The following is a 25501-nucleotide window of genomic DNA, read 5'->3' as shown; positions in this document are numbered from 1 at the left end:
TAGGCAATGGCGCAAGGCTTCGTAGCCTTGGGATGACGGATTGTGGGAGTGGGGATTTTTGTGTGTATATCCGTTATTTGGGTAACGGCTGCTTAGGGTTCCGCCCTTACGGCGGGTCACTTTTGAGAAGCGCAAAAGTAACCAAAACGCTTTATGCCCCACCACTCGGCACCTCGCCTAGGCTCGGTGTGCCCGAACGCAGGCATTGCTCCGTGGGCCCGCCGCGAAGGGCCATCCATGGCCCAGCGCGGCTATCCCGGCATCCATGCCGGGATGCCCACTCCACAATGCCTGCGTTCGGCCAGCGTGGTTAACGGGGCGCCGAGATCAACGTCCGACGCGAGGCGGCCTTATAGCCGACCTGGTTCTTGATGGGGATCGCGTTTCCCCTGTGGGAGCGGGCTTGCTCGCGAAGACGGCGGCACATTCAGCATTGATGCAAGCAGACCCACCGCTAGGCTCCCACAGGGCTCGGCGGTGTGCATGAATATTGTGTGCCCTGAAGAGCACGGGTATCCCCACGCCAAGTTAAACCCGGAACCGTCCCACCAACGTCTGCAAATGAACCCCCAATCGCGCCAGTTCGGCACTGGAAGCCGCAGTTTCTTCACTGGACGACGCCGTCTGCTCCGACACATCACGCACATTCAGTACGCTACGGTTGATCTCCTCAGCCACCGCACTCTGTTGCTCGGCCGCGGCCGCGATCTGCTGGTTCATCGATTGGATCGCCGAAACCGTGCGAGTGATGTTCTCCAACGAGCCTCCCGCGCGGCGGGTCAGTTCGACGCTGCTGTCGGTCAGGCTGCGGCTGTTGTCCATGATGGTCGCGACCTGTTCAGTACCGGCTTGCAGGCCAACGATCAGTTCTTCGATCTCTTCCGTGGACTTCTGGGTGCGCTGGGCCAGGCTGCGGACTTCGTCGGCCACCACCGCGAAACCACGCCCGGCTTCGCCGGCGCGGGCCGCTTCGATGGCCGCGTTGAGGGCCAGCAGGTTGGTTTGCTGGGCCACGGACTTGATCACGTCCAGGACGCTGCCGATCTTGTCGCTTTCACGTTTCAAATCGCCCATGGCTGCGGTGGAGTTGCCCACTTCCTTGGCCAGCCGTTCGATCTGAGCGATGGCTTCGCCGACGACCTTGTCGCCTTCACGAGCCTGCTGATCGGCTGCGACGGCTGCTTCGGAGGCTTCCTCGGCGTTGCGCGCGACTTCCTGCACCGTGGCGGTCATTTCGTGCATGGCGGTGGCGACCTGATCGGTTTCCACTTTTTGGCTGTTGACCCCGGCGCTGGTCTGCTCGGTCACGGCTGAAAGCTGTTCGGCGGCACTGGCGATCTGGGTCACACCTTCGCTGATGCCGCCGATCAATTGCCGCAGGCCCACGGTCATGCTTTGCATGGCGCGTTGCAGTTGGCCCAGTTCGTCGCGACGGTTGGAGGTGAGGTTGTGGGTCAGGTCGCCAGCAGCCACGCGCTCGGCAACCTTCAAGGTCTCGCCGAGCGGGCCCACGATCTGCCGGGTGATGAACAGCGCGGCGATCACGCCAAACAGCAGCGCCAAGGCGGCCGCTACGATCAGGACCATCTTGGCTTGGGCGGCGTCGCGGTCACGCACGCCTGTCTGGGACACGGTCAGCTTCTGGCTGGCATCCATCAGTATCTGGCCCTGCTCGCTCATGCGCTGGAGGGCCGCGGCGTTGTCGATTTGCGAGTCGCGGAACTGGGCGACCGCCGCGCGATAGAGGTTGAACGAGTCGCTGGCCTGCTGCAGGTTGGCGGCGTGTTCCTGGGGCAATTGGTCTGGCAGGCGCGCAAGCAGTTTGAGGACGACGTCGATGGCATCGAGGGCGGGTTGCTGGGCATCGCTCTTGCCGCTGTAGGTGTAGCCGCGAACCTGGTAGCGGGCTTGCTGGATGGCTTTGCTCAGGGTGACCACGCTGTTGAACGTGGTGACATCGCCCGCTTGCAGCATCGACTTTTCAACTTCGGCGACGCGGGCCACGGCGTTGTCGGCGCTGGCGCCGAGTTTGCTGCGTGCATCTTCGCGGCTGACGGTAGCGCGGGTCATCTGGGCGAAGGCGCCTTTGTATTCGGCGACGGCGGCCAATTGCTTGTCGATCAGCGCGACGTCGGCCGGCTGTTCGATCAACTCGCGAGCGGTTTTCAGCCCGGCCTCGAGCTTGCCGAGCAGATCGTTGACCGCTTGCGGTCCTTTCTCGCCCCGCGTGGTGTTGTAGTCGATGCTGGCCAGGTTCAAGTCTTTGCTCAAGTCGTTGAGACTGGCAATGAACCCCAGTTTATCGCCCCGGCTGATGACATTGCCCAGGCTGGACCAGCCGGTGAATGCGATCATCAAGGTGAGGAACAACACCAAGCCGAAGCCTGCGCCGAGTTTGCGATTGACGCCTACATTTCCCAGACCCTGGGCAAGCCACCGGAACATGCTGATACTCCCTGGAGCGTTGAATTGGTTTTATGGGATCTGTATCGGCGGCTTTGGAGGGATCTGTAGAAAATAGGCGCTGGGTGCTCCCTCGCCACAAGGATCATGTGCCTGTGTGAGTGTTGCCGGGTCAGAACAACCGGGCAAGCAGCGCCGTAACCGCAGTCTCGACCCGCAGGATTCGCTCGCCCAGTTGAACCGGTTGCAGGCCGGCCTTGCCCAGCAGGTCGATCTCGTAGGGAATCCAACCGCCTTCGGGGCCGATGGCCAAGGTCACTGGTTCTGTCAGCGCTCGCGGGCAGGGCGGGTGGTTGCCAGGGTGGCCGACCAGGCCGAGGGTGCCATTCGCGATGGCCGGCAGGCGGTCCTCGACGAAGGGTTTGAAACGTTTCTCGATAACAACTTCAGGCAATACGCTGTCCCGAGCCTGCTCCAGCCCCAGGATCAATTGCTCACGAATGGCCTCGGGCTCGAGGAACGGCGTCTGCCAAAAGCTCTTTTCCACGCGATAGCTGTTGACCAGCACCACCCGCGGCACGCCCATGGTGGCGACCGTCTGGAACACTCGCCGGAGCATTTTCGGACGCGGCAGCGCCAGCACCAGGGTCAACGGCAACTTGGCCGGCGGCGGCTGGTCGAGGGTCACCTGCAGTTCGGCCTCGCGGGCTTCCAGGCGTAGCACCTGGGCCGTGCCCATCAAGCCACCGATGCGCCCGACCCGCAGGCTGTCACCGACGGCGCTGCGGTGGACTTCCTGCATGTGGGTCAACCGGCGATCGCTCAGGATGACGCGGTCAGGCCCGATGAAGTCGGCCTCTTCGAGCAGCAGCAGGTTCACGCTTGGGTCGCTGGCGGCTGATCGTTGTGGTCATCGATTGGCTGGTCGTCGGGCTCTTCTTCCCGGCGCTTGCGCACCAGTCCACCGAACAGGATGCCGATCTCGAACAGCAGCCACATCGGCACCGCCAGCAGGGTCTGGGAGAAAATGTCCGGCGGGGTCAGGATCATGCCGACCACGAAGCAGCCGATGATCACGTAGGGGCGGATCTTCTTCAGGTAGGCCACGTCGACCACGCCGATCCACACCAGCAGCACCACGGCCACGGGGATTTCGAACGCCACGCCGAAGGCGAAGAACAGCGTCATGACGAAATCCAGGTAGCTGCTGATATCGGTCATCATCTCCACGCCCGCCGGGGTGGCGGCGGCGAAGAACTTGAAGATCAGCGGGAACACCAGGTAATAGGCGAAGGCCATGCCGGTGTAGAACAGCAGGATGCTGGACACCAACAGCGGCACGGCGATGCGCTTCTCATGCTTGTACAGGCCCGGTGCGATGAAGCCCCAGATCTGGTGCAGGATCACCGGGATCGCCAGGAACAGCGAGACCATCATCGTCAGCTTCAATGGCGTCAGGAACGGCGACGATACGTCGGTGGCGATCATCGTCGCGCCTACCGGCAGGTACTGGCGCAGTGGCGTGGAGACGAAGGTGTAGATCTGCTGGGTGAAGGAAAACAGCCCGGCGAAGATGATGAACACCGCCGCGACGCAACGCAGCAGGCGGGTGCGCAACTCGGTGAGGTGCGATACCAGCGGCATCGGCTGGTCGTTTTCAGGAATATCGCTCATGGGGCTCGCGGCGGCAAAGTAGGATCGTTAGGCGCAGGGACAGCGGGGGGCGCTGTATCGGCGACCGTCGGTGTCACTGGCGCCGGTTCAGCCACCGGCGCGCCACCTTCTGGCGCTTGGGAAGCCACCGTCGGCTCGGCCACAGGCTGAACTGGCGTCGGTTCCTGCTGGGTGGGCGTGAAGATTTTCCGCGCCTCCTGCTCCAGGGACAGAATGTGCTCGTTGTGCAGTTGCCGACGGATGTCGTCGGCACCGATTTCACGTTCAACTTCCTGTTTGATCGCATTGAAGCTGCGCTTCAGGCGCCCGATCCAGAGACCGGCGGTGCGCGCAGCACCCGGCAGGCGCTCGGGGCCCAGTACCAGCAGGGCAACGAGGCCGACGAGCAGCAGTTCAGTGAAGCTGATCCCAAACATTAGTCAGTGCTCACGAGTCTTTGCGGATGGGCTCTTCGACTTTTTGGGCCTGCACGTCGATGGTATTCGGCGCATTCACAGGCTGGGTGGCCTGAGGGTGTACCGGTTGGGTCGGTTGTGCGGGCTGAGCCTGGTTTGTCGTCGGATCGGCCGGTTTCTCGTCATCGTTCATGGCCTTGCGAAAACCCTTGATCGACTCGCCGACATCGGTGCCGAGGTTCTTCAGTTTCTTGGTGCCGAACACCAGCACCACGACGACCAGGATGACGACCCAGTGTTTCCAGTCAAAGATACCCATGTGGCTACTCCTCTCAAAAATGGATCAGGCGGACGGGCGCGAGGCTTTCTCGACGTGCCCGGACAGACCGAAGCGACGGTCCAGTTCATCCAATACGGCCTGCGGATGCTGCCCCAGTTGGGCCAGCATGACCAGGCTGTGGAACCACAGGTCGGCGGTCTCGTAGATCACGTCGCTGCAGTCGCCGCTGATGGCGGCGTCCTTGGCAGCGATGATGGTCTCGACGGATTCTTCGCCGACTTTTTCCAGAATCTTGTTCAAGCCCTTGTGGTACAGGCTGGCGACATAGGAGCTGTCGGCCGCGGCGCCCTTGCGCTCTTCCAGCACCTGGGCCAGGCGGGTCAGGGTGTCACTCATGGGTATGTCCTGAATAAATGGCATGCGGGTCCTTGAGCACCGGGTCGACGGTTTTCCAGTCGCCGTTCTCGAAGACGCGATAGAAGCAGCTTTGACGGCCGGTGTGGCAGGCAATCTCACCGACCTGCTCGACCATCAGGATGATGACGTCGCCGTCGCAGTCCAGGCGCATCTCATGCAGATGTTGCACATGCCCGGACTCTTCACCCTTGCGCCACAGCTTGCCACGGGAACGTGACCAATAGATGGCTCGGTTCTCGGCGGCGGTCAGGGCCAGTGCTTCACGGTTCATCCAGGCCATCATCAATACGCGCCCGGTCTTGTGGTCCTGGGCGATGGCCGGCACCAGGCCGTCAGCGTCCCACTTGATCTCGTCCTGCCAGTTTTTCATCTTGAGTCCTGACGGTAGCGGCAAGCTTTAAGCTTCAAGCTGCAAGTAAAAGCAATTCTGTATCGTGCTTGCGTTGATAGGTTCAACCCATGAACTTGAGGCTTGCAGCTTATCGCTTGTGGCTGATTCCTGCTATCGACGTACGACCAGATACAAGCCGACGACCACCATGATACCGGCCGGCCAGTGACCCAGTTCGCTCAACGGCCCGCCGGTCGCCAGCACCGCGCCGCCACCCAGGTGAGCCGCGCCAAGCAAGCGCAACAGCCAATCGTCCTTGCGTCGATGCCACGGTGGCGCCGGGTCGTGGGCGTGAGGTTGGGACATGCGTTCGAGCAGGTCGCGGGTCATGTTGGCCAGGTGCGGGATCTGCTCGAACTGGCTCTGCACGTTGCCCAGCAGGGCGCGCGGGCTGACGCGCTCGCGCATCCAGCGTTCGAGGAACGGTTGGGCGGTGTTCCACAGGTCGAGGTCCGGGTACAGCTGGCGACCGAGGCCTTCGATGTTCAACAGGGTTTTCTGCAACAGCACCAACTGGGGCTGGACCTCCATGTTGAAGCGTCGCGCGGTCTGGAACAGGCGCATCAGTACCTGGCCGAAGGAAATATCTTTTAAAGGTTTTTCGAAGATCGGTTCGCACACGGTTCGGATCGCCGCTTCGAATTCGTTGAGCTTGGTCTCGGCCGGCACCCAGCCCGAATCGATGTGCAGTTGGGCGACACGGCGGTAATCACGCTTGAAGAAGGCGAACAGGTTGCGGGCCAGGTAGTCCTGGTCCTCGGGGGTCAGGCTGCCGACGATGCCGCAGTCGATGGCAATGTATTGCGGGCTCCACGGCTGCACGGTGCTGACGAAGATGTTGCCCGGGTGCATGTCGGCGTGGAAGAAACTGTCGCGGAACACTTGGGTGAAGAAGATCTCCACGCCGCGCTCGGCCAGCAGTTTCATGTCGGTGCGCTGGTCGGCCAGGGTCGCCAGGTCTGTCACCTGGATGCCGTAGATGCGCTCCATCACCAGTACTTTCGGTCGGCACCAGTCCCAATAGACCTGCGGCACATAGAGCAGCGGCGAACCTTCGAAGTTGCGGCGCAGCTGGCTGGCGTTGGCGGCCTCGCGCAGCAGGTCGAGTTCGTCGTAGATGGTTTTTTCGTAGTCCTGGACCACGTCCACCGGGTGCAGCAGGCGGGCATCGGCCGACAACCGTTCGGCGGCGCGGGCGAGGATGAACAGCCACGCCAGGTCCTGGGCGATGATGGGCTTGAGGCCCGGACGGATGACCTTGACCACCACCTCTTCGCCGCTCTTGAGCTGGGCGGCGTGCACCTGGGCCACGGAGGCCGAGGCCAGGGGCTCGACGTCGAAACGGCTGAACACTTCGCTGATCTTCTTGCCCAGTTGCTCTTCGATCAGCGCCACCGACAGCTTGGAGTCGAACGGCGGCACGCGGTCTTGCAACAGCATCAGTTCATCGGCGATGTCTTCGGGCAGCAGGTCGCGCCGGGTCGAGAGGATCTGCCCGAACTTGATGAAGATCGGTCCCAGGTCCTGCAAGGCCAGGCGCAGGCGCGCGCCACGCGTCAGGTCCAGGGTTCGTCGGGGGAACCAGCGCCACGGCAGCACGAAGCGCAGCGCCAGGAGAAACCAGGGCAGCGGCAGGGCGAACAGCAGGTCATCGAGGCGGTAGCGGATCACGACGCGCTGGATGCGCAACAAACGGCGGACGGCAAGCAGCTTCATGCGTTATCGCTTGGTTTCAAGGGATCGGGAAAGGCGCTCGAAACGCGCCTCGAGACGTTCCAGGTCAAGCTTGACCTGGTCCAGTTCATCAAAACGGGCCTGGGCCTCGCGTTGGCCTACGAGGGTACGCGATTCTTCGGCCAGGTATTCACTCAGATTCTGTCCCAGGCTGGCGAAGCCCTGGCCATACCAGCGACGGCGGCTGTGCAGATGGCCGCTGAGCAACTGGGTCGCCACCGGGCCGATCCAGCGTGACACTTCGTATTCCCAGTCCAGCTCCAGGTCCTGGAGAATCTCCGCCAGCTCCAGCAGCACGCCACTGTCGCCGTCGAGTTCGACTTCGGGGCTGTGCAGCACCGCACTCTTGTCCTTGCCCAGGGCCAGGTTCAGCAGGCTCGAGGCTGGGGCGCGCAGGGTGCAATCGGCTTCGGCTTCCCAGTGGGCGGCGAGCATCAGGCCCTCGTCGCTGGGCAGGATGAACAACTGCAACGCCGGGCTGCGGCAGTCCACGGCGATCACCTTGCCGCTCAAGTGCGCCAGGCGCGCGAGCGCCGTGCTGTCCAGGCGCAATACCCGGTTGATGCCGAGTTCGACGCTGGCGAGCAGGCCGGTGAGCAACATCAGGGTTTGATACCGCGGTGCAGGGCGACGATACCGGCGGTCATGTTGTGGTAGGTCACGCGGTCGAAACCGGCCTCGACCATCATCGACTTCAGGGTTTCCTGGTTCGGGTGCATGCGGATCGATTCGGCCAGGTAGCGATAGCTTTCCGAGTCATTGGTGATCAGCTTGCCCATCAGCGGCATGAAGGCGAACGAGTAGGCGTCATAGGCCTTGGACATCAGCGCGTTGGTCGGCTTGGAGAACTCCAGCACCAGCAGGCGGCCGCCGGGCTTGAGCACGCGCAGCATCGAGCGCAGGGCGTCTTCCTTGTGGGTGACGTTGCGCAGGCCGAAGGCGATGGTCACGCAGTCGAAATGGTTGTCGGGGAACGGCAGCTTTTCGGCGTCGGCCTGGACGAACTCGACATTGCCGGCCACCCCCAGGTCCAGCAGGCGGTCGCGGCCGACCTTGAGCATGGACTCGTTGATGTCGGCCAGCACCACCTGGCCGGTCGGCCCGACGATGTGGGAAAACTTCTTCGTCAGGTCACCCGTGCCGCCAGCGATGTCCAGCACACGATTGCCGCTGCGCACGCCCGACAGCTCGATCGCGAAACGCTTCCACAGGCGGTGCATGCCGCCCGAGAGCAGGTCGTTCATCAAGTCGTACTTGGCGGCTACCGAGTGGAAAACCTCAGCGACTTTTTCCGCTTTCTGGCTTTCCGGCACGTTCTTGAAGCCGAAGTGAGTGGTGGGTTCGGCATCGCTGCCTTTGCGCTGATCAGTCATATCGCGGTCACCAAAAAAGAATGCGGGACATTCTAATCCCGGTGGAGGGCTTTGTCTTGGCAAGGCTGAAGGTAAGATGGGCGACCGCCGGGACGTTTTGACGCAGCCAGGGTCTGAAACGTTCAGGCAAGTCCCGATAAAACAGGAGTCACCCGATGGCCCGTATAACTGTTGAGCGTGCCCATGGCCTGGGCAAGGAAGTGGCGCGAGAGAAAGCCGACAAGCTGGCGCAGAAGTTGTCCGACAGCTATGGCCTGGAGCCGCAGTGGGTGGGCGATACCCTGAAACTCAAGCGTTCCGGGGTCAAGGGCGAAGTGCATGTGGGCGAGGATTCGATCCGCGTCGACGTGGAACTGGGCATGTTGATGTCGGCCATGAGCGGCACGATCAAGACGGAAATTGAAAAGGCGTTGGATAAGGCGTTGGCCTGATCGACCGAAAGGGTGGGGTGGAACACATCCAAGTTCACCACTACTCCTGTGGGAGCGGGCTTGCTCGCGAAAGCGGTGGGCCAGTCGACATCAATAGTGAATGGTCCACCGCATTCGCGAGCAAGCCCGCTCCCACATGAAGTCATCGCCTTCAGTGTTTGTGTCAGTTGTTAGGGTGCCGTTTCTAATTATTGTCACTACTTTGTGCCTGAGCCCGTCCATGTGCGGGCAGTTCCTCAAACCTTTTTTCGAGTGAGGTGCACCATGGCCAAAGTTATTCTGAAGAAAAAAACCGACGTTGAATCTTCCACGCTCAGCGACGTGAAAACGTACGCGCGCAAGATCTGGCTGGCTGGCCTGGGCGCCTACACGAAGGTCGGCCAGGAAGGCAGCGGGTACTTCCAGGAGCTGGTAAAGGCTGGCGAAGTTATTGAAACCAAAGGCAAAAAGAAAATCGCCGGGAAACTTGAAGCGGCCAACAGCGAATTGATTGAAGCCAAGAGTGACGTCAATACTTTCAAGGCCCGGGTTGAAGTACAACTCGATAAAGTCGAGAAGGTATTCGATGCCCGTGTTGCAAGTGCCTTGAATCGTATCGGCATTCCGTCTAAACATGACGTTGAGACACTCTCTGCTAAGCTCGATGAGCTGACAGCATTGCTCGAACGTGTCGCGCGTAAACATTAAGGAGAACGGGATGGCTGGCAAAAAAATCACAGAAAAAGAGGGCAGCTCGTGGGCCGGGAAGATTGAAAAATATTCCCGCAAAATCTGGCTTGCTGGTTTAGGCGTGTACTCGAAGATCGACACTGACGGCAGCAAGCTCTTCGAGTCCCTGGTTAAGGACGGCGAAAAGGCCGAAAAACTCACCAAGACGGCAGTCGGCAAACAAGTCGATGCCGCCAAGGACTCTGCCGAGTCTGCCAAGTCGCGTATCGGCGGCGTGAAGGATCGGGCACTGGGTAAATGGGACGAACTGGAAGGGGCTTTCGACAAGCGCTTGAACAGTGCTATCTCGCGCCTGGGCGTGCCGAGCCGTAATGAAGTCAAGGCACTGCACAGCAAGGTCGACACCCTGACCAAGCAGATCGAAAAACTCACCGGCGCCAAAGTCGCACCCGTCGCGACCAAGACGGCGGCGGCCAAACCGGCCGCTAAAACGGCAGCCAAACCACTGGTCAAGGCCGCGGCAAAAACCGCCGCCAAACCAGCGGCGAAAGCAGCGGCCAAGCCTGCGGCTAAAATCGCTGCGGCCAAACCTGCTGCCAAGGCTGCGGCCAAACCGGTAGCGGCGAAAGCGGCAGCCAAGCCCGCCGCGAAACCAGCGGCCAAGCCCGCGGCCAAGACTGCTGCAGCTAAACCCGCAGCGGCCAAGCCAGCGGCTAAGCCTGCAGCCAAGCCGGCGGCAAAAGCGGCGGCCAAACCCGCTGCGGCGAAAAAGCCTGCCGTGAAAAAACCGGCTGCGCCAAAAGCTGCCGCGCCCAAGGCGCCAACCGCGGCCGCCAAACCGGCAACCCCGACGAGCACGGCGAACTCCGCCGCCGCTCCGACTCCGGTCGCCACTCCAGCACCAACGGCGGTTCCAACGACGCCTTCCACCCAGTCCTGATTCTGCGGGACATGCAAAAACGCCCGGCCTGTGAAGGTCGGGCGTTTTTGTTTGTAGGCAGGTCAATCTCAAACCTTGAAATCACCCGGAAAACAATGTGGGAGCGAGCTTGCTCGCGATAGCGGCGGGTCAGCAGTATTGATCTTGACTGATACACCTTCATCGCGAGCAAGCTCGCTCCCACAATGGATCTGCCACCGCCGGTGGTTACTCGTGTTCTTCCAGGTACCGCAACGCCAGCCGCTCCGTCGCCACTTTGGTCGCGGGCGGCAGGTGCGGTGCCACCAGCATCATGATCTGGTAGACCACCAGTCGAACCTCGCCCTCGCGGTCCAGGATCCGCTGGTAGTCCAGGGAGAACAGCAACGTCATGGTGATCTGCTCAACCAGTTGCCCCAGGGCCTGGGTATCGCTGACGAGTAAATCCTGGGCCTTGAGCTGCGCCAGCAGTGAGGCGAGGGTTCGCTTCAGGGCGTTGAGCAATTGACGGATGCCCTTGGCCAGCTTCGGCAGGCGCCCGGCCAGGTTCGACAGGTCCTGGAACAGAAACCGGTACTGGGCCAGGCGCTCGACGATCAAGTGCAGGAACAGCCAGTAGTCTTCCGGCGCCAACTGTGCGTCCGCCGGTGGGTCCAGCAGCGGTGCCAGTTCGCTCTGGAAGCGCTCGAACAACCCGAGGATCAGCGGTTCCTTGCCATGGAAGTGGTAGTAGAGGTTGCCTGGGCTGATGCCCATTTCGTTGGCAACTTCCATCGTGGATACGTTCGGTTCGCCCTTTTCGTTGAATAATTGCAGGGCACATTCAAGGATGCGGTCGCGGGTTTTCATCCGGTCTTCTTAATGATCGAGTCGTGCCACGGCCAGTCGCCTAGCCGTGGGGTAGGGCCTTCAGCGCACGCGAACATAGGTGCCGGGGGCGGCGTCCAGAGGCGGATAGTTCGCGTTGCCCAGGGTCATCTGGGTTTCGTGCTGGGCGCCGGAGCGTTCCTGGATCCAGCCCAGCCATTGCGTCCACCAACTCCCTTCGACGTGGGCGGCGTCGTAGTACCAGGCCCGTGGGTCGCTGCTCATTTTTGCGCTTTCGATGTAGTTGGCCTTGGGGTTGCCCGGCGGGTTGAGAATGCTCTGGACATGGCCGCTGTTGGAAAGCACGAAGCGTTTGTCGCCACCGAGCAACAGCGTCGAGCGATAGACGGCGTCCCAGGGCGTGATGTGGTCGTTGATACCGGCCACGCTGAAGCTGTCCACCGTCACTTTCTGCAGGTCGATGGGCGTGCCGCACACTTCCAGGCCGCCGGGGTGAGTCAGTGGGTTGTGCTTGAAGAAGTCCAGCAGGTCGCCGTGGTAAGCCGCCGGCAGCCGGGTGCAGTCGTTGTTCCAGTAGAGAATGTCGAAAGCCGGCGGCTCTTTGCCCAGCAGGTAGTTGTTGATGAAGTAGGTCCAGATCAGGTCGTTGGGGCGCATCCAGGCGAACACCCGGGCCATGTCGCGACCATCGAGAACGCCTTTCTGGTAGGAGCGGCGCTTGGCGGCCTCGAGGGTCTGCTCGTCGATGAACAGCGTGGCCGGGCTGTCGATCTGGCTGTCCAGCAGGCTCACCAGGTAGGTGGCGCTGGCTACTCGGCGCAACTGGCGCTTGGCTTGCAGGTGGCCTTGCAGGGCGGCGATGGTCATGCCACCGGCACAGGCTCCCATCAGGTTGACCTCACGAGCGCCCGTGATCGCCCGGCAGACATTCATGGCCTCTTCCGTGGCCTCGACATAGCTGGACAGGCCCCATTCGCGGTGGCGTACGTCAGGGTTGCGCCAACTGATGATGAACACCTGCAAACCGTTTTTCAGGGCGTACTGGACGAAGCTGTTGGAGGGGCTGAGGTCGAAAATGTAGAACTTGTTGATCTGTGGCGGCACGATCAGCAATGGCTTGGCGTACTGCTTTTCGCTCATGGGCCGGTACTGGATCAGTTCGAGCAATTCATTGCGAAACACCACCGCGCCGGGTGTGGTCGCCAGGGTCTTGCCGACTTCAAAGGCATGGGGCGTGGTCTGGCGCGGCAAGCCGTCGTTGTGCAGCAGGTCGTCCACCAGGTGGCTGATGCCTCGAACCAGGCTGGCACCGCCGGAGTTGAACAGCTCCTTGACCGCCAGTGGGTTGAGCAAGGTATTGGACGGCGATACGGCGTCGTTGAGCAGGGCGAAGGCGAAGTGGGCCCGGGCGCGGTCGTCCTGGCCCATGTCGCTTTCGTCAATCCAGCTCTTGACCTGTTTTTGCCAGCTCAGGTAGGCCTGCAGGCTGCGGCGGTAGAACGGATTGAGCTGCCAGGTGGGGTCGGCGAAGCGCGGGTCGTTGGGGTTGGTGGGGTGCAGGGTTTCGCCCAGCAACACACGGCCCAATTGACTACCCAGTTTCAACGCATGCCGGGCACTGTGCACCGGGTTGCGCAAGCCGTGTGCGGCCACGCTGCGCAAAGTGGACAGCAGGTCCCTGCCACGCAGGCCGGTGACCGCACTTTGTGCGTTGATGAAACTGGCAGGGGCGGGCATGGAACCCTTCGCCGGTCTGTCGCGCATGAGTCAACTCCTTCGTCATCAGGCTAAAAACAAACACACCGAACCAGACAACATAGTCGCTGTTTCGGGTCGCTGCGCGATCCGGCGTCCTGCCAGGCGCTAATGGGCGGGTTTCAGCCGCCGCCCAGCGGCGAGGGATGCGGATGCATCACGGCACGCTGACGTTCTTCCTCCAGAAACTTCATGATGATCGGCGCCACCGCTTCGGCCCGGGTGATCAGGAACAGATGGCCGTCATCGATGATGTGCAACTGGGCGTTGGGGATGCGCCAGGCCAGCATGCGCATGTTGATCAAGGGAATCAGCGGGTCGTCATCACCGGCCAGCACCAGTGTCGGCTGGTGGATCTTGTGCAGCCAATGGATGCTGGTCCAGCCGAGGCCGGCGAACAGTTGCCAGTAATAACCGAGCTTGCCCGCCGAACGAACCTTGGCCGCGTGGCTGGCCGCCAGGCTCGGATCACGGCGAAACGAACCACCATAGATCAGCGGTGCGATACGCATCACATGGGAGGGCTGAACGTAGCGCCGGGGGCTGGCCATCATCCACAGCACCTTCGGTTTGCCCGGCACCATCACCGCCCCGGCAGCCGTGGCCGCCAGCACCAGCTTCTTGCAGCGCTCCGGGTAGTCGTAGGCAAACTGCTGGGCCAGGGCGCCCCCCCAGGACACGCCGATCACGTTGACCTGCCCGTAGTCGAGGTAATCGAGCATCCGCGCGGTGAGCTTGGCCAGGCCCGGAAAGCGATACGGCCGGTTGGGCGTCGATGAACCGCCGACACCGGGCACGTCAAAGGCGATGACTTCCAGGTCCGGGTCCAGGGCCTGGATGAACGGGAACACCAGCTCCAGGTTGGCGCCGATGCCGTTGAAAATAAGCAAGGGCGTCAAGTGAGGCTTGCCGGGACGTACCGCGGTGCGCAAGGTCTGGCCATCCAGATCGACGGTACGGAAGATGTACGGTTGCGGCATGCTTCAAGCCCTATCAGGTGAATCGCTGTCGTTCATATAACCCGTCCCTGTGGGAGCGAGCTTGCTCGCGATGAGGGCATCACAGCCAGCATCGCTGTTGCCTGATACACCGTCATCGCGAGCAAGCTCGCTCCCACAGGGGGTTATCAGCGTGTCGGCTGGCGGGATGTATTCGTGAGCAAGCCCACCCCGCAGCAGACGAGTTGCATCCCTTATCGCTCATGCACATAGGTGCCGGGCGCTGCTTCACCGGCCGGGTAGGCCTTGTTGCCCAGCACGGTCGGGGCTTTTTTCAGTTTGCCCGAGCGCTCGGCCTGCCAGGCTTGCCAGTGCAGCCACCAGGAGTCGGTGTGTTTGGTTGAGTTCTCCTGCCAGTCTTCGGCCTTGGCCGGCATGTCATCACTGGTCATGTAGCGCGACTTGGGGTTGCCTGGCGGGTTGAGAATGCTTTGGATATGGCCGCTGCTCGACAGCACGAACTCCACCTTGCCGCCAAACAACTGCGCCGACTTGTAGCAGGATTTCCACGGCGTGATGTGGTCGTTGGTGCCGGCCAGGGAGAAGATATCGGCGGTGACCTGCTTGAGATCGATGGGGGTGCCGCACACTTCCAGTGCGTTGGGGCGGATCAGTGGATTGTTCTTGAACATTTCGATGAGGTCGCCGTGGAACGCCGCCGGCAGCCGCGTGGTGTCGTTGTTCCAGAACAGGATGTCGAACACGGGCGGTTCGTTGCCCAGCAGGTAATTGTTGACCCAGTAGTTCCAGATCAGGTCGTTGGGGCGCATCCAGGCGAAGACCTTGGCCATGTCGCGGCCTTCGAGTACGCCGGCCTGGTAGGAGTGGCGCTTGGCCGCTTCCAGGGTCTGTTCGTCGACGAACAGCGCCACGTCGGTGTCCAGGGTGGTGTCGAGCACGCTCACCAGCAAGGTCAGGGCATTGACCTTTTTCTCGCCGAGGGCGGCGTAATGGCCCAGCAGCGCGGTGCAGGTGATGCCGCCCGAGCAGGCGCCGAGCATGTTCACGTCCTTGCTGCCGGTGATGGCCGTGACCACATCCACCGCTTCCTTGAGCGCCTCGATGTAGGTCGACAGGCCCCACTCGCGCTGCTCCTTGGTGGGGTTGCGCCAGCTGATGATGAAGGTCTGCACGTTGCTGCGCAGGCAGAAGCGCGCCAGGCTCTTGTCCGGGCTCAGGTCGAACACGTAGAACTTGTTGATCTGTGGCGGCACCACCAGCAGCGGTCGTTCGTGGACCTGCTCGGTGATGGGCCGGTACTGGATCAGCTCCAGCACGTCGTTGCGAAACACCACGGCGCCTTCGGTCACGCCCAGGCTCTTGCCGACCTCGAACGCGCCCATGTTCACCTGGCTCGGCATCCCGCCGTTGTGCACCAGGTCCTTGGCCAGGTGGGACAGGCCGTCCAGCAGGCTCTTGCCGCCGGTTTCGAAGAAGCGCTTGACCGCCGCCGGGTTGGCCGCCGAATTGGTCGGGGCCATGGCTTCGGTCATCAGGTTGATCACGAAATGCCCGCGGCTGATGTCCGCGGGCGAGAGGCTGCTGTCGTCGATCCAGGCGTGCAGCTCCTTGCGCCACGCCAGGTAGGTTTGCAGGTAGCGTTTGTAGAGCGGGTTCTGGCTCCACGCCGGGTCGGCGAAACGACGGTCGTCGCCGGCCGGTTGCAGTTCGGATTTGCCGAACAGGACATTCTTGAGTTCGACGCTGAAATGGGCGACATGCTTGACGCTGTGCAGCGGTTGCCTGATGGCCTGCTTCAGCACCATGCGGGCAGAGGCCAGCAGGTCTTTCCTGCGCAAGCCGACGACGGGATTCAACCCCAGGGTGTTTTCCGAGGCCTGGTACTTCAGGTCATCGTTGTTCTTGTTGCTCATCTACGACGCTCCATTGTCCTTCAGACGAGTACCCGGTTGGTGCCATGAAGCCACACAGCCGATACCAGGTACGCTGCTCGGGTGACCATTAATTCCGCATCGAGGGCCAATGAGGAAACGTATGCCAGGAACTCGCCGGTTCCTTTGCAGGGAACTTGCCAGCTCCATTGGTTACCCGAGTTTAATTTTTTTCGCAAGCAGGCCAGTCATTGACGTTGCTGCGCGGGCATTCAAGCAGATGAGTCTAGAAAAATCGCCCTAAAGCGCCAGCCCTTGAGCTAGAGCATCAGCTTGACGACGGACGCGTTCGGATCGCGGGTTTTTCCGGCGGCCTTGAGTTCGCCAAGATAATCGTTCCACAGGTCCTGCTGGCGCACCGCCAACTGGTAGAGATAGTCCCAGGTGAACAATCCGCTGTCGTGGCCGTCGTCGAAGGTCAGTTTCAGTGCGTACTGGCCGGCGGGTTCGACCTTGGTCAGGGCCACGTCGAGCTTGCCGTATTGCAGGATGGGTTTGCCATGGCCCTGGACCTCGGCGGAAGGCGAGTGCACCCGCAGGAATTCGGCGGGCAGGTGATACTCCTCGTCCGGCGCGTATTTGAGCGTCAGGGTCTTGGAGGCTTTGTGCAGGTTGATGGCGGTGGGGAGTTTGGTCATGAAGGCAGCTTACAAGCTACAAGCTACAAGCTACAAGCTACAAGCTACAAGCTGGAGGTGACCAGCTTGCAGCTTGAGGCTTACAACTTGCAGCTTAAAGAATATACCGCGACAGGTCTTCGTTCTGCGCCAATTCACCCAGGTGGCTGTTGACGTACTCGGCGTCGATGAGGATCGGCGCTTCGTTGTGGGCGCTGGCCAGGTCGCCGGCGCTGAACGACACTTCCTCGAGCAAGCGTTCGAGCAGCGTGTGCAGGCGACGGGCACCGATGTTCTCGGTCTTCTCGTTGACCTGCCAGGCGATCTGGGCCAGGCGCTTGATACCTTCTGGCGTGAACTCGATGCTCAGGCCTTCGGTCTTGAGCAGCGCGCAATACTGCTCGGTCAGGGACGCATGGGGCTCGCTCAGGATGCGTTCGAAGTCTTCCGGCGTCAGCGCCTTGAGTTCGACACGGATCGGCAGGCGACCCTGCAGTTCCGGCACCAGGTCGCTCGGTTTGCTCAGGTGGAACGCACCGGAAGCGATGAACAGGATGTGGTCGGTCTTGACCATGCCCAGCTTGGTGTTGACCGTGCAGCCTTCGATCAGCGGCAGCAGGTCGCGTTGCACCCCTTCGCGGGACACATCGGCACCGCCGACGTTGCCGCGCTTGGCGACCTTGTCGATTTCGTCGATGAACACAATGCCATGCTGCTCGACCGCTTCCAGGGCCTTGGCCTTCAATTCTTCTTCGTTGACCAGGCGGCCGGCTTCTTCGTCGCGCACCAGCTTCAGCGCTTCCTTGACCTTGAGCTTGCGGCTTTTCTTCTTGCCCTTGCCCATGTTGGCGAACAGGCTCTGCAACTGGTTGGTCATTTCTTCCATGCCCGGCGGCGCGGAAATGTCGACGCCGGCCATCTCGGCCACTTCGATCTCGATTTCCTTGTCGTCCAACTGGCCTTCGCGCAGGCGCTTGCGGAACAGCTGGCGGGTGTTGGAGTCCTGGGTCGCGGCGGCGTCGGCGTTGAAGCCCATGCGCGCCGGTGGCAGCAGGGCGTCGAGGATGCGCTCTTCGGCGGCGTCTTCGGCGCGGTGGCGGACCTTGGTGATTTCCTGTTCGCGCAGCAGCTTGATGGCGGCATCGGCCAGGTCACGGATGATCGACTCGACGTCGCGGCCGACATACCCGACTTCGGTGAACTTGGTGGCTTCGACCTTGATGAACGGCGCGTTGGCGAGCTTGGCCAGGCGCCGGGCGATTTCGGTCTTGCCGACACCGGTCGGGCCGATCATCAGGATGTTCTTGGGGGTCACTTCGACGCGCAGCTCTTCGGGCAGCTGCATCCGGCGCCAGCGGTTACGCAGGGCGATGGCGACGGCGCGCTTGGCATCGTCCTGGCCGATGATATGGCGGTTGAGTTCGTGGACGATTTCGCGGGGAGTCATGGACATAATAATTGGCGGTCCTCAAGCAAGAATGAGCCGGTGCACGGGTGGCAGGCTTATTCGGCGAGGTCCTGCTCCTCAATGGTCTGGGTGTGGTTGGTGAAGACGCAGATGTCGCCGGCGATGCCCAAGGCGGTCTCGACGATCTCACGGGCCGACAGGTCGGTTTTTTTCAGCAGGGCGCTGGCCGCGGCCTGGGCGTAGGCACCGCCGGAACCCATGGCGATCAAGCCATCTTCGGGCTCAACGACGTCGCCATTGCCGGTGATGATCAGCGAAGCGTCCTTGTTGGCGACCGCGAGCATGGCCTCGAGGCGGCTCAGGGAGCGGTCGGTCCGCCATTCCTTGGCCAGCTCCACGGCGGCGCGGACCAGATGGCCCTGGTGTTTTTCAAGTTGGCCTTCGAATCGTTCGAACAGAGTGAAAGCGTCGGCGGTGGCGCCGGCGAAACCGGCGATGACCTCGCCGTGATACAGGCGGCGGACTTTCTTCGCATTGCCTTTCATCACGGTGTTGCCCAGTGAAACCTGGCCGTCGCCGCCCATGACGACTTTGCCATGACGGCGGACTGAAACGATGGTGGTCAAGGGAGAGTCTCCACGCAGCGGGGCGAAAATGCCCGGATGGAACTCATATGGGGGTGGCGTGGGTTTTTTCAACTGTGGGGGCGTAGAGGGGATGAGCGGTGCGCTGTGATTGTTCCGCGATCCTGTGGTGAGGGGATTTATCCCCGCTGGGGCGCGCAGCGGCCCTAAAAACCTGCCGCCTCGGTGTGTCAGGGCCGAATACATCAAGCTTTCTTGGGGCTGCTTCGCAGCCCCGCGGGGATAAATCCCCTCACCACAAGGGTTGGTGTCGCCTGGTTCAGCGGCTCTGGCGTTGTTGTAACAACAGGTTGCTGAAACCACTGCCGGCCAATTGTTTCTGGGCCTTGGTTAGTTCTTCGCGGTTGCTGAACGGACCGACCAGGACCCGGTACCAGGTTTCGTCCTTCACCGTCCCGGATTCCACGGACACGGATTGGCCCAGCAGAATGATCTGTGCGCGGACCTTGTCGGCGTCGGCTTCCTTGCGGAACGAGCCGGCCTGCAGGAAGAACTTCGTCACCGGCGCGGCTTTCTGCACCGGAGGGGCCGGTGGCGGCGTGATGCCGGCCAGGGCCGCCTGGGCGCGAGCGGTGTCGATCTTCGCCGCTTCGGCCGGGGTCACCGGTGTGGTGGGCACTTGCGGCGTCGGCAGGGTTTTCTCCGGCACGGCATCGGGCGGCACGATGACTTCCGATTCCGGCAGCAACGTGTAGAAGTCGTACTTCGGCTTCACCGGTTGTGTCGGGCTCGGCGGGGTCTTGTTGGCCTCGGCGATGCGGGTGGCTTTCTGCTGCTCTTGCCGGACGCGCTTGACGTCATCGCCCTGGCCCGGTTCCAGCTTCATCAAGAACACAATGAACGCGCCGACGGTCAGGCCGATGGCCATCCACAACCAACCTGGAATCGGTTTTTTGGCTGGAGGCTGGTAACGACTGGCGCCGCGCTTGGGTGCAGGTTTTTTCTTGGCGGCCAACTTACATGCGCTCCAGGGTTTCCAGGCCCAGCAGTTCCAGGCCTTGCTTGAGCGTGCGCCCGGTCAGTGCGGCGAGGCGCAGGCGGCTCTGCATTTGCTCCGGGGTTTGCGCATTGAGGATCGGACAGTTCTCGTAGAAGCTGGAGAACAGGCCGGCGACGTCATACAGGTAGGCACACAGGGTGTGCGGCGTGCCCTTGTCGGCGACGTTGTTCAGGACCTCGCCGAACTGCGCCAGCTTCGCCGCCAGCTCCTGTTCCTGAGAGGCCTCGAGCACAATCTGGCCGTCCACTTCGTTAAAACCCTTGCCGAGCTTGCGGAACACCCCCGCCACGCGGGTGTAGGCGTACAGCAGGTACGGCGCGGTATTGCCTTCGAAGTTGAGCATCAGGTCGAAGTTGAAGCTGTAGTCGCTGGTGCGATGCTTGGACAGGTCGGCGTATTTCACCGCGTCGATGCCCACCACCTTGGCGATCTTGCGCAACTCGTCCTCGGCCAGGTCCGGGTTCTTGCCCTTGACCAGGGTGTAGGCGCGGTCCTGGGCTTCGGTCAGCAGGTCGATCAGCTTCACTGTGCCGCCATCGCGGGTCTTGAACGGGCGGCCGTCGGCGCCGTTCATGGTGCCGAAACCCATGTGTTCCATTTCCATCGGACGGGTCACGAAGCCGGCCAGGCGCGCCACTTCGAACACTTGCTGGAAGTGCAGGGCCTGGCGTTGGTCGACGAAATAAAGCACTCGATCGGCCTTGAGCACGCTGTTGCGGTAGCGCACGGCGGCCAGGTCGGTGGTGGCGTAGAGGTAGCCACCATCGGCCTTGACGATGATCACCGGCAACGGCTCGCCGTCGGCGGTCTTGAACTGGTCGAGGAACACGCACTGGGCGCCGTTGCTTTCCACCAGCATGCCCTTGGCCCTGAGGTCGTTGACCACGTTGACCAGGTCGTCGTTGTAGGCGCTTTCGCCCATCACGTCGGCCATGGTCAATTTGACGTTCAGCAGCTCGTAGATTTTCTGGCAGTGGGACAGGGAAATGTCCTTGAACTTGCTCCACAGTGCCAGGCACTCGGCATCGCCGGCCTGCAGCTTGACCACCAGGCCACGGGCACGGTCGGCGAACTCGGGCGACTCGTCGAAGCGTTGCTTGGCGGCGCGGTAGAAGTTCTCCAGGTCCGACAGTTCGTCGCTGGTGATCGGATTTTCCTGCAGGTAGGCCATCAGCATGCCGAACTGGGTGCCCCAGTCGCCAACATGGTTCTGGCGGATCACGGTGTCGCCAAGAAACTCCAGGACCCGGGCCACGCCGTCGCCGATGATGGTCGAGCGCAGGTGGCCGACGTGCATTTCCTTGGCGAGGTTGGGGGCCGAGAGGTCGACCACGGTGCGCTGCAACGGGCCGGCCTTGCGCACGCCAATGCGTTCGTCGGCCAGGGCCGCATCCAGGCGCGAAGCCAGGGCCTGGGTGTTCTGGAAGAAATTGATGAACCCGGGGCCGGCGATGTCAGCCTTGCTGACGTTCTCGTCGGCCGGCAGCGCGGCGATGATTTTTTCCGCCAGGTCGCGAGGTTTCATGCCGGCCGGCTTGGCGAGCATCATCGCGATGTTGCTGGCAAAGTCGCCGTGGGTCTTGTCGCGGGTGTTCTCGACCTGAATCGCCGGCGACAGGCCTTCTGGCAGCACACCTTCAGTGACGAGTTGGGCGATGGCTTGCTGGATGAGCTGGCGAATGGTGTCTTTCATGGTCTTCTCTTTCAACCGCAGGCGCGGCGGCGCTTCGATGCGCTGGTGGAAAAACTGGGCATTATCCGTGGCCCGGACGAGCTTGCCAACTGTAGCGGGTCGGTTGGGGATGTGTGGTGACTATTCTTGCTGGCCTGGATGCACTCGGTCCACCTGTGGGAGCGGGCTTGCTCGCGAAAGCGGCGGCACAGCCAACATCACCACAACTGACCCACCGCCTTCGCGAGCAAGCCCGCTCCCACAGGGGGCAAAGCTTGCGATCTGCTCAATCAATACAAATCCACCGGATCCACATCCAACGACCAGCGCACCGCGCGCCCACTCGGCATCTGTTCCAGCGCCAGCAGCCAGGCACTCAGCAGGCGATGCAGCGGTGCCCGGGCATTGGCCTGTAATAAAAGCTGTGCCCGATAACGCCCGGCCCGGCGTTCCATCGGAGCCGGGACCGGACCCAATAGTTCGATCCCGGTAAGGTTCTGCTGCGTCAGCAGGCGTTCTGCCTCGCTACAGGCCTCATCGAGGAAGCCTTCGGCCTGCCCCGGCTTGTGGGCTTCGGCCCGCAGCAGCGCCAGGTGGGCAAACGGCGGCAGGCCGGCGCTGCGGCGTTCGCTCAAGGCCTGTTCGGCGAAGGCGAAGTACCCCTGCTCGGTCAGTTGGATCAACAGCGGGTGATCGGCCAGGTGCGTCTGGATAATCACTTTGCCCGGCTCTTCGGCCCGTCCGGCCCGGCCGGCGACCTGGACGATCAACTGCGCCATGCGCTCGCTGGCGCGGAAGTCGCCGGAGAACAGCCCGCCATCGGCATCGAGGATCGACACCAGCGTGACCCGCGGAAAGTGATGCCCCTTGGCGAGCATCTGCGTGCCGACCAATATGCACGGCTGGCCCTTCTGGATCGTCGCGAACAACTGGTTCATCGCGTCCTTGCGCGAGGTGCTGTCGCGATCCACCCGCAAGACCGGATAGTCCGGAAACAGGATGCCCAGCCGTTCCTCGGCGCGTTCGGTGCCGGCGCCGACCGGGCGCAGGTCCACTTTGCCGCACTGGGGGCAATGCCTTGGCACGCGTTCGACGTGGCCGCAATGGTGGCAACGCAGCTCGCCATGGCGTTGATGCACGGTCATCCGCGCGTCGCAGCGTTCGCAGCCAGACATCCAGCCGCAGTCGTGGCACAGCAGGGTTGGGGCAAAACCGCGGCGATTGAGGAACACCAGGACCTGTTGCCCGGCGGCCAGGGTCTGGCCGATGGCTTGCTGCATCGGCCCGGAAATACCGCTGTCCAGTGGACGACTTTTCACGTCCAGGCGCAGGAACCGCGGTTGCTTGGCGCCGCCGGCCCGCTCGTTGAGGCGCAGCAGGCCGTAGCGGCCGGTGTAGGCGTTGTGCAGGCTTTCCAGCGAGGGCGTGGCCGAGCCGAGGACAATGGGGATGTTTTCCTGGCGGGCGCGCACCAGTGCCAGGTCGCGGGCGTGATAGCGCAGGCCCTCCTGCTGTTTATAAGAGCCGTCGTGTTCTTCGTCGATGATGATCAGGCCGGGGTTTTTCATCGGCGTGAACAGGGCCGAGCGGGTGCCGATGATGATATCGGCCTCGCCGTCCCGGGCGGCGAGCCAGGCCTCCAGGCGCTCGCGGTCGTTGACTGCTGAGTGCACCAGGGCGATCCGCGCGTTGAAGCGTTGCTCGAAACGCGCCAGGGTCTGGGGGCCGAGGTTGATTTCCGGAATCAGCACCAGGGCCTGCTTGCCGGCCTCCAGGGTCTGGCGGATCAGTTGCAGGTAGACCTCGGTCTTGCCGCTGCCGGTGACGCCCGCCAGCAGAAAGGCGTGATAACTGTCGAAACCTGCGCGAATCGCTTCGCAAGCGGCGCGCTGTTCGGCGTTGAGCGGCAGTTCCGGCTGGGCCAGCCAATGTTCGTGGCGGGCGCCGGGGGCGTGCCGGCGGATCTCCACCTGGACCAGGTCCTTGGCCAACAACAAATCGAGGCTGTCCTTGCTGAGCATCAGTTTGCTCAGCAGTTGGTGGGCCACGCCATGGGGATGTTGGGCGAGGGTCGCCAAGGCCTCGCGCTGGCGTGGCGCGCGGGCGATGCGCGGATCATCCAGCGAGGCCCCCGGAGCCACCGACCAGAACCGCTCCTGGCGCGCCTCGGCCAGTTCACCCTGGCGCAGCAGCACCGGCAGCGCCCAGCTCAGGGTGTCGCCGAGGCTGTGCTGGTAATACTGGGACGTCCACAGGCACAACTTGAACAGCGAGGCGGGCAGCGGCGGCGTGGCGTCGAGCAGGGCCAGGGCTGGCTTGAGCTTGTCGACCGGGACCTCGCTGTGATCGGTGACCTCCACCAGGATGCCGATCATTTCCCGCCGGCCGAACGGCACTCGCAGGCGCATGCCCGGCTGCAACTGGGCGCGCAGGACCCCGGCGGGGGCGCGGTAGTCGAACAGGCGGCGCAGGGGCGAGGGCAGGGCGAGGCGCAGGATGGCGTTGGGCACGCGGGGAATCTCGATAAGCGGACAAGTTCGCAAGGCTGAGCGCGATTCAATGTGGGAGCGAGCTTGCTCGCGAAAGCGGCGGCACAGCCAACATCACCGCAACTGACCCATCGCTATCGCGAGCAAGCTCGCTCCCACAGGGATTGTGCTTGAGGGCGCGAGCCTAGCAGACGGTTGGTATAAGCGACAGCTTGCGCGAATGACGATGTCTGGTAGAATCCGCGGCCTAATTACGTGCGGTATTCAACAATAGTGTTGGGTGGCGGCACGCTAGCCTGAGGAAAACAGCATGAAAACCGATATCCATCCGGAATACCCAGCAATTGCCGTAACCTGCAGCTGCGGCAACAAGTTCGAAACGCGTTCGACCTACGGCAAAGCCCTGGCGATCGACGTTTGCAACGAATGCCACCCGTTCTACACCGGTAAGCAAAAGACTCTGGATACCGGCGGCCGCGTTCAGAAGTTCGCCGATCGTTTCGGTGCTTTCGGCAAAGTTACTCCAAAAGCCTGAGGCTGATCATTTTGGATGGTCGTTTCGACTGCTCCAGATTGATAAAGAAGGCGTCCCTTGCGGGCGCCTTTTTTGTGTCTGCGATTTGGCTCGGTGGCGCCCAGGGGGCCTGTCCTTCGCCGGGCAGCCTGCCCCAGGTGGCGGTGCAGCGTGTGGTGGACGGCGACACCTTGTACCTGGAGGATGGTCGCCGCATTCGGATGATCGGTCTCAACAGCCCCGAGCTGGGCAAGCGCGGCCGCGCCGACGAACCCTTCGCCGTGGCGGCGCGCCAGCGACTCGAAGCCCTGGTGGCCGCCAGCGATGGCCGGGTGGGCGTATTGCCTGGCAAGGACGACCGCGATGATTACGGTCGCACGCTGGCCCATGTCTACAACGCCCAAGGCGAGAACCTCGAAGAGCGCCTGATTGCCGAAGGGTTGGGTTTTCTGGTGGCGGTCGCGCCGAACGTCGACCTGGTCGGTTGCCAGCAAATGGCCGAACGGCATGCGCGGCAAGCCGGATCTGGTCTCTGGAGCAAATCGCCCGTCGTGCGAGCGGAGCAGATCAATGCGCCCGGTTTCGTGCTGACGAGCGGGCGGGTAGAAAGCGTGCAGCGCAATCGCGGTGGTGTCTGGATTAAATTGCAGGGGCCGGTTGTCCTGCACATCGCGCCGGGTTTGCAGAGGCGCTTCGACGCCTCGGCCCTGGAGCGGCTCAAGGGGCGGAAAATCGAGGCCCGTGGCTGGGTCGTCGACCGCGCCCGGCGTGGCGGGACCAGGGCTGGTCAGGCACGATGGATGCTGCCGCTGACCGATCCGGCCATGTTGGAAGCGGTCCTGTAGGAAAAATAATTGTAGACACTATTCTGTCGGATTGTATGCATGTGGCCCTTGTGTTTCGCGGCTCTTGGTCCAAAGTCGTAGAGTAGGGCGCTTGACAGCAGTGACTGGTCAGTCTTGTAGGGACTTTGCGAGGCGCGTATCCTCGGCGGTCCG

Annotated in this window: 25 protein-coding genes; 5 read left to right on the top strand and 20 right to left on the bottom strand. The window is 62.3% G+C overall.

Annotation, left to right across the window (positions count from 1 at the left end):
- Positions 1–528 precede the first annotated feature (528 nt).
- From BM317_RS27225 to ubiE, 10 genes are all read right to left on the bottom strand, one after another.
- Complete coding sequence (locus BM317_RS27225; RefSeq protein ID WP_092476934.1) at positions 529–2445, bottom strand: methyl-accepting chemotaxis protein; 1917 nt, start codon at positions 2443–2445, stop codon at positions 529–531.
- Between the two features lie 130 nt (positions 2446–2575).
- Positions 2576–3283, bottom strand: coding sequence for a 16S rRNA (uracil(1498)-N(3))-methyltransferase (locus BM317_RS27220; RefSeq protein ID WP_092175271.1), 708 nt, complete (start codon positions 3281–3283; stop codon positions 2576–2578).
- On the bottom strand, positions 3280–4077 hold the full coding sequence (tatC, locus tag BM317_RS27215) for a twin-arginine translocase subunit TatC (protein ID WP_092476932.1): 798 nt from the start codon (positions 4075–4077) through the stop codon (positions 3280–3282). Before tatC ends, BM317_RS27220 begins: the two co-directional genes overlap by 4 nt.
- On the bottom strand, positions 4074–4493 hold the full coding sequence (tatB, locus tag BM317_RS27210) for a Sec-independent protein translocase protein TatB (RefSeq protein ID WP_092175263.1): 420 nt from the start codon (positions 4491–4493) through the stop codon (positions 4074–4076). The genes tatC and tatB overlap by 4 nt, the downstream gene beginning before the upstream one ends.
- Positions 4494–4503: 10 nt before the next feature.
- A complete protein-coding gene (locus BM317_RS27205; RefSeq protein ID WP_060739575.1) occupies positions 4504–4791 on the bottom strand; it encodes a twin-arginine translocase TatA/TatE family subunit in 288 nt (95 codons plus the stop codon).
- A 24-nt stretch (positions 4792–4815) separates the two neighbouring features.
- Positions 4816–5148 carry a phosphoribosyl-ATP diphosphatase gene (locus BM317_RS27200; RefSeq protein ID WP_003186671.1) on the bottom strand — a complete coding sequence of 111 codons (333 nt, stop codon included), beginning with the start codon at positions 5146–5148 and terminating at the stop codon, positions 4816–4818.
- On the bottom strand, positions 5141–5539 hold the full coding sequence (hisI, locus tag BM317_RS27195) for a phosphoribosyl-AMP cyclohydrolase (RefSeq protein WP_003196931.1): 399 nt from the start codon (positions 5537–5539) through the stop codon (positions 5141–5143). The genes BM317_RS27200 and hisI overlap by 8 nt, the downstream gene beginning before the upstream one ends.
- A gap of 132 nt (positions 5540–5671) precedes the next feature.
- Positions 5672–7276 (bottom strand): ubiquinone biosynthesis regulatory protein kinase UbiB, encoded by a 1605-nt coding sequence (gene ubiB / locus BM317_RS27190; protein ID WP_092175259.1) that lies wholly within the window; start codon positions 7274–7276, stop codon positions 5672–5674.
- A 3-nt stretch (positions 7277–7279) separates the two neighbouring features.
- On the bottom strand, positions 7280–7897 hold the full coding sequence (locus BM317_RS27185; RefSeq protein WP_092175256.1) for a ubiquinone biosynthesis accessory factor UbiJ: 618 nt from the start codon (positions 7895–7897) through the stop codon (positions 7280–7282).
- A complete protein-coding gene (gene ubiE, locus BM317_RS27180) occupies positions 7897–8667 on the bottom strand; it encodes a bifunctional demethylmenaquinone methyltransferase/2-methoxy-6-polyprenyl-1,4-benzoquinol methylase UbiE (RefSeq protein ID WP_003196937.1) in 771 nt (256 codons plus the stop codon). The genes BM317_RS27185 and ubiE overlap by 1 nt, the downstream gene beginning before the upstream one ends.
- A 155-nt stretch (positions 8668–8822) precedes the next feature.
- Here ubiE and BM317_RS27175 point away from each other — a divergent pair, with 155 nt between their 5' ends.
- From BM317_RS27175 to BM317_RS27165, 3 genes are all read left to right on the top strand, one after another.
- Positions 8823–9098, top strand: a complete 276-nt coding sequence (locus BM317_RS27175; RefSeq protein ID WP_092175253.1) for a polyhydroxyalkanoic acid system family protein — start codon at positions 8823–8825, stop codon at positions 9096–9098.
- Positions 9099–9362: 264 nt separating this feature from the next.
- Complete coding sequence (locus tag BM317_RS27170) at positions 9363–9785, top strand: phasin family protein (protein WP_060739572.1); 423 nt, start codon at positions 9363–9365, stop codon at positions 9783–9785.
- Between the two features lie 10 nt (positions 9786–9795).
- Positions 9796–10707 (top strand): phasin family protein, encoded by a 912-nt coding sequence (locus BM317_RS27165; protein ID WP_092476931.1) that lies wholly within the window; start codon positions 9796–9798, stop codon positions 10705–10707.
- A gap of 207 nt (positions 10708–10914) precedes the next feature.
- On the opposite strand, the gene BM317_RS27160 is transcribed toward BM317_RS27165, so the two are convergent.
- The 10 genes from BM317_RS27160 to BM317_RS27115 all read right to left on the bottom strand — a co-directional run bounded on the left by BM317_RS27160 (position 10915) and on the right by BM317_RS27115 (position 24010).
- On the bottom strand, positions 10915–11535 hold the full coding sequence (locus BM317_RS27160) for a TetR/AcrR family transcriptional regulator (RefSeq protein ID WP_092476929.1): 621 nt from the start codon (positions 11533–11535) through the stop codon (positions 10915–10917).
- 60 nt (positions 11536–11595) lie between these two features.
- Positions 11596–13278 carry a class II poly(R)-hydroxyalkanoic acid synthase gene (phaC, locus tag BM317_RS27155; RefSeq protein WP_092175244.1) on the bottom strand — a complete coding sequence of 561 codons (1683 nt, stop codon included), beginning with the start codon at positions 13276–13278 and terminating at the stop codon, positions 11596–11598.
- Between the two features lie 113 nt (positions 13279–13391).
- Positions 13392–14249 (bottom strand): poly(3-hydroxyalkanoate) depolymerase, encoded by an 858-nt coding sequence (gene phaZ / locus BM317_RS27150; RefSeq protein ID WP_003186648.1) that lies wholly within the window; start codon positions 14247–14249, stop codon positions 13392–13394.
- 212 nt (positions 14250–14461) lie between these two features.
- Positions 14462–16141 (bottom strand): class II poly(R)-hydroxyalkanoic acid synthase, encoded by a 1680-nt coding sequence (gene phaC, locus BM317_RS27145; protein WP_092175241.1) that lies wholly within the window; start codon positions 16139–16141, stop codon positions 14462–14464.
- A 278-nt stretch (positions 16142–16419) separates the two neighbouring features.
- Positions 16420–16797: a gamma-butyrobetaine hydroxylase family protein gene (locus BM317_RS27140; RefSeq protein ID WP_092175238.1), complete on the bottom strand. Its 378-nt coding sequence runs from the start codon at positions 16795–16797 to the stop codon at positions 16420–16422.
- Between the two features lie 94 nt (positions 16798–16891).
- Positions 16892–18229 carry an ATP-dependent protease ATPase subunit HslU gene (hslU, locus tag BM317_RS27135; RefSeq protein ID WP_053117636.1) on the bottom strand — a complete coding sequence of 446 codons (1338 nt, stop codon included), beginning with the start codon at positions 18227–18229 and terminating at the stop codon, positions 16892–16894.
- A gap of 50 nt (positions 18230–18279) precedes the next feature.
- A complete protein-coding gene (hslV, locus tag BM317_RS27130) occupies positions 18280–18810 on the bottom strand; it encodes an ATP-dependent protease subunit HslV (RefSeq protein ID WP_003196958.1) in 531 nt (176 codons plus the stop codon).
- Positions 18811–19087: 277 nt separating this feature from the next.
- Positions 19088–19783, bottom strand: coding sequence for an SPOR domain-containing protein (locus BM317_RS27125; RefSeq protein WP_003196959.1), 696 nt, complete (start codon positions 19781–19783; stop codon positions 19088–19090).
- A gap of 1 nt (position 19784) precedes the next feature.
- On the bottom strand, positions 19785–21521 hold the full coding sequence (gene argS, locus BM317_RS27120) for an arginine--tRNA ligase (protein WP_092175234.1): 1737 nt from the start codon (positions 21519–21521) through the stop codon (positions 19785–19787).
- 269 nt (positions 21522–21790) lie between these two features.
- Positions 21791–24010 (bottom strand): primosomal protein N', encoded by a 2220-nt coding sequence (locus BM317_RS27115; protein WP_092476927.1) that lies wholly within the window; start codon positions 24008–24010, stop codon positions 21791–21793.
- 289 nt (positions 24011–24299) lie between these two features.
- Here BM317_RS27115 and rpmE point away from each other — a divergent pair, with 289 nt between their 5' ends.
- Together rpmE and BM317_RS27105 are read left to right on the top strand one after the other, a co-directional pair.
- A complete protein-coding gene (gene rpmE / locus BM317_RS27110) occupies positions 24300–24524 on the top strand; it encodes a 50S ribosomal protein L31 (RefSeq protein ID WP_014336159.1) in 225 nt (74 codons plus the stop codon).
- 11 nt (positions 24525–24535) lie between these two features.
- Positions 24536–25348 (top strand): thermonuclease family protein, encoded by an 813-nt coding sequence (locus BM317_RS27105; protein ID WP_092476925.1) that lies wholly within the window; start codon positions 24536–24538, stop codon positions 25346–25348.
- Positions 25349–25501: the final 153 nt, after the last annotated feature.

Source organism: Pseudomonas sp. NFACC24-1 (assembly GCF_900115235.1).
GTDB lineage: Bacteria > Pseudomonadota > Gammaproteobacteria > Pseudomonadales > Pseudomonadaceae > Aquipseudomonas > Aquipseudomonas fluorescens_AA.
Note: the sequence above shows the minus strand (reverse complement) of the source record. Positions and strands in the feature narration are given on the sequence as shown.